The organism is Bradyrhizobium sp. AC87j1, assembly GCF_002936975.1.
Taxonomy (GTDB): Bacteria; Pseudomonadota; Alphaproteobacteria; order Rhizobiales; family Xanthobacteraceae; genus Bradyrhizobium; species Bradyrhizobium shewense.
The window spans coordinates 1-8,245 of record NZ_PTFE01000175.1; the positions used below are offsets into that span (position 1 = coordinate 1).

The window sequence follows — 8,245 nt, forward strand, 5'->3', positions numbered from 1 at the left end:
TCCACGCATTCCATAAGGGCCCGCGACGTGTCGAGGTCGCATCACGAGGCCGGACACACGTCAGCACCCGACCACATGCCTGTTCCGAAGTTATATTTTGCTTGCATTTACTGGGGCGTCCACACACGTCATCCTGAGGCGGCCGCTTCTTCAGCGGCCCTCGAAGGACGACGGCGTGCCCCTAGGTTGCACCTCGGCCATGCATCCTTCGAGACTCGCAAGAGCTCGCACCTCCAGCGACAATGGCTTCGCCATTGCGCGGGGATGACGGTTCCTACCCCTCCCCCGCCAGTTTGAACGTCCCCGCCATCATCTGCACGCAGCTGCCGCCGACATGGGCGGAGACGATCTTGCCGTCCTGCTTGCGCACGCGCGTTGAGAGGATGCTCGGCCGGCCCATGTCAAAACCCTGGCCGACCGTGAGCTTGAGCTCGCCATCGCGTATCGGATCGAGATCAGCGAACAGCGCCGCCGCGGCAACCGTGGCGCTGCCGGTGGCGGGGTCCTCGACGAGACCGCTGGCGCCGCGCATGAACATTCGCGCCTGGCGCTCGCAAGGCGCCTCCGCCGCGGGCACGTCGCGCGTATAGAACCACACCGATCGGGCACCATCGCGCGGCAATACCTTGCCGTAGGCTGCCGCATCTGGCCGAGCACGCTTCAGCGCCTCGCGCGAATGCAGCTCCATCACCAGAAACGCGTTTCCGACGGTGACGATCTGCGGCTCGTGATTGTCGGTCTTGATGTCGTCTGCAACGAGCGAGATGCAACTCGCGGCTTCGGCGGCTGACAGCCGCGAGAGCCGCTCCAGCGGCTGCGGCGCGGTGAGCTCGGTTCTGATCACCCGGCCCTGCTCCCTCACGATGTCGACCGGCACGAGCCCGGCCTTCTCCTCGAACAGCAGACGTGGCTTCGGCTCCTTCGCCATCGAGGCGAGCACGAAGGCGGTGCCGACATTGGGATGGCCCGCAAAGGCAATCTCCTGCACCGGGGTAAAAATGCGCACCTCCGCATCATGAGCCTTGTCGCTCGGCGGCAGCACGAAGGTGGTCTCGGAATAGTTGAACTCGGTCGCGATCGTCTGCATCTGCGCGGTCGTGAGCCCGCCGGCGTCGAGCACCACGGCGAGCTGGTTGCCGCCGAAGGCGCGGTCGGTGAACACGTCGACTGTGATGTAGCGGCGCTGCATCTTCGATCCCTTATGCAAGTTGCGGCCGCAACGGGCCGCATCGCCGGCAGTCTATAGGCCGGCGATATCGCTCGTCATGCCCCAAAATTCGGAGCAATCGGAGCAATCGCGGAAGAGATTTTAGAAGCCTTCAACGAACCGCGGCTCGCTTCAACGAAACGCGACTCACATGTGAAGGCGCTACCCCAATTGAAACACCGCCACCTTCCGCTCATAGCCGCGCACCTCGACCTCGCCGAGCGCAACGGCATCGTCGCCATCGTTGCCCAGCGCCTCGCGCACAGTCGCGGAAATCAGGAGCTGCGAGCCGAACTCCTTGTTGAGCGCCTCCAGCCGCGAGGCGAAGTTCACGGTGTCACCGATCACCGTGTACTCCTTGCGCCGGGGCGAGCCGATATTGCCGGCGACGACCTCGCCGAAATGGATGCCGATGCCGATGCGCAACGGCCAGCTCGTCTGTGCGTTGATGCGGTCCATCGCACTCAGCATCTCGCGGCCTGCGGCAACCGCGCGATGCGCGGCGTCGGAGGCTTCCAGCGGCGCGCCGAACAGCGCGAGAAAACCATCGCCGAGAAACTTGTTCACGATGCCGCCGTGGCGATCGAGGACGTCGACCAGCACCGCAAAGGCGCCATCGAGCCGGTCGACCACCTCCTGCGGCGTGCGCGTCTGCGCGCCGGCCGTGAAGCCGCGGAAATCGACGAACATCACGGCGACGCGGCGCAGGTCACCGGCGGCGCTGGTGCCCTCCGCCATCAGTCGCTCCACCACCTGCGGGGAGACGTGCTGGCCAAACAGGTTCGTCACCCGGTCGCGCGCAGTGGCGGCTGCAATGCTGGCGGCGAACTGGCGGCGGAGTTGGGCACCGACGGAGCCTGCGAGGACGCCGCAGATCAGGATGACAGTGCTGCGCACGACGTGGAAGTAGATCAGGGGTTCGCCTGCGTCGTCAGCCGAATTGTAGTACAGCGCCACGGCCAGAAGTTCGGCCGCGGCCACGAATCCGGTGAAGGTGGACAGCCAGAAATCGAGCCGCAGCGTCGAAAGAATGACGAAGATGAAATAAACCAGTGGCAGCACGAAACCAAGCGCCTGGCTGGCACCCATGCTGCGGATCTGCAGGATCAGGATTACCGTTGGCAGCGACGTTTCGATGAAGGCGCCGATATAGCGCCTGATCACCGGCAGGTCGCGATCGAGCTTGAGGTTTCGCCTGATCTGGCTGTGGACCCAAGCTTCAAAGAGGATGAAGCTCCCCACGAGGATAAATTCGCGGACAAGACCCTCGGTCCCGCGCCAGACCCGGTTCACGAGAGCAGGTTCGATCAGGAAGGTTGAGGTCAGGAACAGCATCAAGACACAGCCAGTGATGATCAGTGTGCGCACCCGCAACAGTTCGGTCCGCAACACCTCCCGTGTCAGCTCGCGCTCGAAATCCTCCGATAGCACGGCATGCTGCCGCGTCTTCCTGCTCGCAAATCTGACCATTCCGCCCCTCGATTCCGGGGGCATTGTGCCTCAATCCAGCGTGCGGCGGAAGCGCGTCACGGCGATGGTCATGGCGAGCAGCATCAGGATCGCTAGTGCCAGGGCGTCGAAATGCAGATTCTGCATGGTCGCGCCCTTCAGCATGATGGCGCGGACGATGCGAAGGTAATGCGTCAGCGGCAGGCATTCGCCGAGATATTGCGCCCAGGTGGGCATGCCGGCGAACGGAAACATGAATCCGGACAGCAGAATGCTCGGCAGGAAGAACATCATCGACATCTGCATGGCCTGGAGCTGGTTCTGCACCACCGTCGAGATGGTGTAACCGATCGACAAATTGGTGGTAATGAACAGCGTCGAGAGCAGCGCCAGCAGGAACAGATTGCCGAGCACGGGGACGCCGAACAGGCCAACCCCGATGCCGATGATGAGAAATGCCTGGACGAAGCCGACCAGCACGTAGGGCACGATCTTGCCGAACATCACCTCGACCGGCTTGATCGGCATCGACAGCAGGCTCTCCATGGTGCCGCGCTCGACCTCGCGCGTGACCGACAGCGCGGTGAAGATCAGCATGGTCATGGTGAGGATGGTGCCGACCAGACCCGGCACGATGTTGAGGCTGGAGGCCGCGGCCGGATTATAGCGGGCATGCGCACGGATCTCGAACGGCATCTCCGGGGGATCGCCGATGTAGAGATCGTGCTTGAGCGCGGTCTGCACGACCATGCCGAGCGAGCCGATCGCCGCGCTCGCCGCCACCGGGTCGGTGGCATCGGCCGCAACCAGCAGCGCCGGCCTGTCGCCGCGCCGCACCGCACGCTCGAAGCCGCGCGGGATCTCGACGCCGAACAGCACCTTGCCGGATTTCAGCAGATTGTCGAAGTCCTCGACATCGTGCACCTCATAGAGGAAGCGGAAATAGGCGGTGTTCTCCAGAGCTTTCAGGATCGAGCGGGCGAGATCGGAGTCCTCCTGGAGCAGCACCGCGCTCGGCAGATGGTGCGGCGTGGTGTTGATGGCATAGCCGAACAGCATCAGCTGCATCACCGGCAGCATCACGATCATCGCGAACGACACGCGGTCGCGCCTCAGCTGGATGAACTCCTTGATCAGCATCGCATAGGAGCGCCGCAGGAAGCCGAAGCGCTCGCGGATTTCGTGCTGTGGTGCGGGATGATCGATGGCACTCATTGGAAATTGTCCTTGGAGCGCCCCATCAATTCGATGAACACGTCTTCCAGTGAGGGATGCGACTTCTGCCAGTGCAGGCCGCTTCGCTCGCGCCACGGCGCAATACTGGCTTCGAGCGCGGCAACGTCCCGCCCCGAAACGTGCAGCGAGGTGCCGAACGGCGCCACCATATCCACGCCGGGCTTGCCGGTGAGCTCGGCCGCGAGCTCGTTCAGGTCTTCGCCCGTCACGGTGTAGGTCGAGAGCGCGGATTTCGCGATCACCTCCTCCACGGTGCCGTGCACCAGCAGATGGCCGTAGGCGATGTAGGCAATCTCGTGGCAGCGCTCGGCTTCGTCCATGTAGTGGGTCGAGACCAGAACGGTGAGGCCCTCGGCGGCAAGCGCGTGGATCTCGTTCCAGAAATCGCGCCGCGCCTTGGGATCCACGCCTGCGGTCGGCTCGTCCAGCAGCAACAGTTTCGGACTGGGCAGCGTGCAGGCACCCAGCGCCAGCCGCTGCTTCCAGCCGCCGGAAAGCTCGCCCGCAAGCTGCTCCTCGCGTCCCGAGAGCCCGAGCCGCTTGATCATATCGCGCGCGGCGCCGCGCGCATCCGCGAGACCATAGAGCCGCGCGACGAATTCGAGGTTCTCGCGCACCGATAGATCCTGATATAGGCTGAAGCGCTGGGTCATGTAACCGACCTGGCGCTTGATCTTTTCGGCATCGCGGCGGATGTCGTAGCCGAGACAGGTGCCCTCGCCGCTATCGGGGGTGAGGAGACCGCAGAGGATACGGATGGTCGTGGTCTTGCCCGAGCCGTTGGGACCAAGGAAGCCGTAGATCGAGCCGCGCTTCACCTGCATCGACAGATCGTGCACGACCTCGCGGCCGCCGAACGATTTGGTCAGGCCCTTGACGTCGATCGCGATGCCGTTGCCGCCATTCATCGCTTGTCCGCCACCGGTGTCTTCGGATTGAGATAGACGTCGATCGGCTGTCCGACCCGCAGCGCGTCGGGGCGCGACGGCCGCGCCTGGATCAAATAGACCAGCTTGTTGCGCTCATCGAGGCTGTAGATGACAGGCGGGGTGTATTCGGCCGAGGTCGCAATGAAGTAGATCTTTGCGGTGAGATCGGCCGCGCAATTGTCGCAAGAGATGCGCACCGTGTCGCCGATCGCGAGCTTCGGCAGCGCGGCCTCCGGCACGAAAAAGCGCAGCTTCATGTTACCGGGCGGCATGATCGACAGCACCGGGCGCTGCGCCGCCACCATCTCCCCCTCGCGGAAATAGATCTGCTGGATGGTGCCGGCAACCGGCGCAAAGCCCTTGCGCCGCGCCATCCGTGTCTCCGACGTCGCCACCCGCGCTTCCGCGACGCGCAAGGCAGACACGGCCGAATCGAGATTAGCCTGCGTGCCTGAGCCGGTCTTGCTCAGCGAGGCCGCGCGGTCATAGGTCTGCTGCGCATTCGCCAGCGTCGCCTTTTGCTGGTTGAGATCGGCAAGCTGGAGATCGTCGTCGACGGAATAGAGGTGATCGCCGACCTTAACCTCGTCGCCTTCGCGGACATTGAGCTTCGTCACCCGCCCCGCTTCGTCCGGGCTGACGAAGATCATGTCGGCCTCGACCCAGCCCTGGAAGCCGGGATCGCGCTTCTCCTGGCATCCGGCGAGACCGGTTGCGAGCGCCAGAACCACGATCGAGCAAAGACGCGGCAGATACTGCTGTCGATCCCTCACCCTGAGGAGCCGCGAAGCGGCGTCTCGAAGGGCGAGAAGCCACAACCGGGCCTGCATCCGTCGAGACGCGCGTTCCGCGCTCCTCAGGATGAGGTGAGAGATGGTTCGTGACGACCTCATGTCGTCCTCCGTTCGCCAAAAATCAAATCGAGATGGACGCGCAGCATGTCCTGCGCATCGAGCGGCGCGTGCCGCGCAAACAGGCTTTGCCAGATCACCGCAATCATCGCGGGCGCGACCAGGATCTGCGGATAGCGCGCGAGGTCCTTTTCGCGGATCTCGCCGCGGGCGATGCCGAGCTCGATCAGCGCGCGCATGGCGGCGATCCCGCGCGAGACGACCTCGCGGTAGTAGAAGTCGGCGACGGCCGGAAAACGCGGCCCCTCCGCCACAATCAGCCGCACCAGATCGCCGCGCCTGGTGCCGATGACCTCTTTCAGGAAATTGCTGGCAAAGGCCTCGATGAGGTCGCGCACCGAGCCCGTCGGCGGCGGCAGCGCGGTCAGCCGCGCCACGACGGGCACGATCACGATGCGCACCAGCTCCTCGAACATCGATTCCTTGTCCTTGAAGTGCAGGTAGATCGTGCCCTTGGCCACGCCGGCGCGTTTGGCAATGTCGTCGAGTCGCGTTGCGGCGAAACCGCGGGCGATGAACTCCTCCATCGCGGCCTCCACGATCGCCGCGCGCCGCTCCTGCGCGCGCGCAGCACGGTTCGACGCAGGCACCTCTCCGCGGGCTGACGCAGGCTCCGCGCTCTGTGCCGACTTGTTGGCGAGCTTGGTCGACTTCTTCATCATGCGATAAATATGACTGACTAGTCAGTCATAGTCAAGTTCAGGGTGCGAGAGCAAACGAATTAGCATTGACTAATGAATTAGCGTGGACTAATTTGATGACATGATCGAAACCAACCCCGTCACCACCGTGATGCGCGCCCTCGCCGACCCGACGCGCCGGGCGGTGTTCGAGCGTGTGTTCGAGAGCAAGGAGATCACCGTCGCCGAGCTGACGCGCGGCAGCGGCGTGACCCAGGGCGCCATCTCACAGCACCTGAAGTCGCTGAAACAGGCGGGCCTCGTCGCCGAGCGCGCAGAGGGCCGCAACGTCTATTACCGCGCCGCGCCGCAGGGGCTCGAGCCGCTGGTCACCTGGATGGACCATTACGGCGTGTTCTGGCGCGAGCGCTTCCAGAATCTGCGTGACCTCTTGAAGGAGATCGATCCGTGAGTGCTGCTTCCAAAGCTCAAGCCCAACACCAGACCAAAGACATCGTCATCGACGAGGTCTTCCCTCACGCCGTCGCGACGATCTGGAAGGCGCTGACCAGCGCACAGCTGATTGCGCGCTGGCTGATGCCGCCGACCGGTTTCGAGGCCGTCGAAGGCAACACCTTCACGTTCAAGACCAACCCGGCCGGCGCGTGGGATGGCACGATCCATTGCCGCGTTCTGGAGGTCGTGCCGAACCAACGCTTCGCCTTCGCCTGGAAGGGCGGCGACGAGGGTAACACCGGTTACGGCTCGGCGCTCAACACCGTCGTCACCTGGTCCCTCACGCCGATCGAAGCAGGGACGCGCGTGCGCGTGGTGCACTCCGGCTTCGTGACGCCGACGAACGACACCGCTTATCTCAACATGAGCGACGGCTGGGTCAAGGTGCTGCAGCGGCTCGATGCCATCTCCGGCGAAGACAAGTAGGAAGCATCGCAATGGACAAGCCCTATACCGGCGGCTGCGCCTGCGGCGCGATCCGCTATTCGATTGCCGGCGAGCCCCTGTTCAGCAATCACTGCCAGTGCCGAGACTGCCAGCGCGAAAGCGGCAGTGCGCATGGCTCATACGCGACGTTCGCGCGAGCCGGCGTCACGCTAACCGGCGAGGCGAAGCATTGGGATATGGTCGCCGACAGCGGCAACGTGAAGACGCGCGGCTTCTGCACGCTGTGCGGCGTGCCTGTGTACTTGACCTTCGCGGCACAGCCCGACGTCTTCACAATCCGCGCTGCGAGCCTCGACGAGCCTGCCCGCTACAAGCCGCAGGCGGTCACTTTCGCCGCGCGCAGCCATGACTGGGATCGCCTCGATCCCAGCCTGGTAAAGTTCGAAGGCATGCCGCCGGGATGAGGCGCTAGCCGAAATCAAGCACCATGCGACCGTCGATCTTGCCGGCCTTCATCCGCTCGAAGACATCGTTGATTTGCGCGAGCGGCACCTTCGTCACCTCGGCCTTCACCTTACCGTCGGTAGCGAATGCGACGGCTTCGTCGAGGTCCCGCCTCGTGCCGACGATTGAGCCGCGCACCGTAATGCGCTTGAGCACGACGTCGAAGATCGGCGTCGGGAATTCGCCCGGCGGCAGGCCGACGAGGCTGACGGTGCCCTTACGGCGCACCATCTTCAGCGCCTGCGCGAAGGCGGCGGTCGAGACCGCCGTCACCAGCACGCCGTGGGCCCCCCCGCCGGTCGCCGCCAAGACCTGATCCACCGCGCCGGTCGCGAACGCGTTGACTGCGAGATCGGCGCCGGTCTCGCGCGCGAGCGCGAGCTTGTCCTCGGCGATGTCGACGGCGGCGACCTTGAGCCCCATCGCCTTGGCGTACTGGACCGCGACATGGCCGAGCCCGCCAACGCCTGAGATCACCCCCCACTC

Annotated in this window: 10 protein-coding genes; 3 read left to right on the forward strand and 7 right to left on the reverse strand. The window is 64.3% G+C overall.

Features of this window, described 5'->3' with window-relative positions; genetic code table 11:
- Positions 1-274: 274 nt before the first annotated feature.
- The 6 genes from CV770_RS39815 to CV770_RS39840 form a co-directional block, all read right to left on the reverse strand.
- Positions 275-1,189, reverse strand: coding sequence for a PhzF family phenazine biosynthesis protein (locus tag CV770_RS39815; protein WP_091965953.1), 915 nt, complete (start codon positions 1,187-1,189; stop codon positions 275-277).
- A gap of 180 nt (positions 1,190-1,369) precedes the next feature.
- The gene (locus tag CV770_RS39820) at positions 1,370-2,677 is read right to left on the reverse strand and encodes an adenylate/guanylate cyclase domain-containing protein (RefSeq protein WP_091965952.1); all 1,308 of its coding nucleotides are present in this window, start codon (positions 2,675-2,677) and stop codon (positions 1,370-1,372) included.
- Between the two features lie 30 nt (positions 2,678-2,707).
- Positions 2,708-3,871, reverse strand: a complete 1,164-nt coding sequence (locus tag CV770_RS39825; RefSeq protein ID WP_104466200.1) for an ABC transporter permease — start codon at positions 3,869-3,871, stop codon at positions 2,708-2,710.
- Positions 3,868-4,800, reverse strand: coding sequence for an ABC transporter ATP-binding protein (locus CV770_RS39830; protein ID WP_091965950.1), 933 nt, complete (start codon positions 4,798-4,800; stop codon positions 3,868-3,870). The genes CV770_RS39825 and CV770_RS39830 overlap by 4 nt, the downstream gene beginning before the upstream one ends.
- Positions 4,797-5,714, reverse strand: coding sequence for an HlyD family secretion protein (locus tag CV770_RS39835; RefSeq protein WP_245323787.1), 918 nt, complete (start codon positions 5,712-5,714; stop codon positions 4,797-4,799). The genes CV770_RS39830 and CV770_RS39835 overlap by 4 nt, the downstream gene beginning before the upstream one ends.
- Complete coding sequence (locus CV770_RS39840) at positions 5,711-6,394, reverse strand: TetR/AcrR family transcriptional regulator (RefSeq protein WP_091965949.1); 684 nt, start codon at positions 6,392-6,394, stop codon at positions 5,711-5,713. The genes CV770_RS39835 and CV770_RS39840 overlap by 4 nt, the downstream gene beginning before the upstream one ends.
- A 100-nt stretch (positions 6,395-6,494) precedes the next feature.
- Here CV770_RS39840 and CV770_RS39845 point away from each other — a divergent pair, with 100 nt between their 5' ends.
- The 3 genes from CV770_RS39845 to CV770_RS39855 are packed head-to-tail and all read left to right on the forward strand — an operon-like array spanning position 6,495 to position 7,719.
- Entirely contained in the window at positions 6,495-6,824 is a 330-nt protein-coding gene (locus CV770_RS39845; protein WP_091965948.1) for an ArsR/SmtB family transcription factor, read from the forward strand.
- Positions 6,821-7,294, forward strand: coding sequence for an SRPBCC family protein (locus tag CV770_RS39850; RefSeq protein WP_104466201.1), 474 nt, complete (start codon positions 6,821-6,823; stop codon positions 7,292-7,294). The genes CV770_RS39845 and CV770_RS39850 overlap by 4 nt, the downstream gene beginning before the upstream one ends.
- An 11-nt stretch (positions 7,295-7,305) precedes the next feature.
- Positions 7,306-7,719: a GFA family protein gene (locus tag CV770_RS39855; RefSeq protein WP_104466202.1), complete on the forward strand. Its 414-nt coding sequence runs from the start codon at positions 7,306-7,308 to the stop codon at positions 7,717-7,719.
- A gap of 4 nt (positions 7,720-7,723) precedes the next feature.
- Here the strand turns inward: CV770_RS39855 and CV770_RS39860 are convergent.
- Positions 7,724-8,245, reverse strand: a 522-nt coding sequence (locus CV770_RS39860) for a zinc-binding dehydrogenase (RefSeq protein WP_146101452.1), incomplete at its 5' end; no start/stop codon positions are given.

Excerpts from the sequence above, each read along its gene's own strand:
- CV770_RS39845 (WP_091965948.1), top strand. The coding sequence starts at position 6,495 with ATGATCGAAACCAACCCCGTCACCACCGTGATGCGCGCCCTCGCCGAC.
- CV770_RS39835 (WP_245323787.1), bottom strand. The coding sequence starts at position 5,714 with ATGAGGTCGTCACGAACCATCTCTCACCTCATCCTGAGGAGCGCGGAA.
- CV770_RS39840 (WP_091965949.1), bottom strand. The coding sequence starts at position 6,394 with ATGATGAAGAAGTCGACCAAGCTCGCCAACAAGTCGGCACAGAGCGCG.
- CV770_RS39855 (WP_104466202.1), top strand. The coding sequence starts at position 7,306 with ATGGACAAGCCCTATACCGGCGGCTGCGCCTGCGGCGCGATCCGCTAT.
- CV770_RS39820 (WP_091965952.1), bottom strand. The coding sequence starts at position 2,677 with ATGGTCAGATTTGCGAGCAGGAAGACGCGGCAGCATGCCGTGCTATCG.
- CV770_RS39815 (WP_091965953.1), bottom strand. The coding sequence starts at position 1,189 with ATGCAGCGCCGCTACATCACAGTCGACGTGTTCACCGACCGCGCCTTC.
- CV770_RS39825 (WP_104466200.1), bottom strand. The coding sequence starts at position 3,871 with ATGAGTGCCATCGATCATCCCGCACCACAGCACGAAATCCGCGAGCGC.
- CV770_RS39830 (WP_091965950.1), bottom strand. The coding sequence starts at position 4,800 with ATGAATGGCGGCAACGGCATCGCGATCGACGTCAAGGGCCTGACCAAA.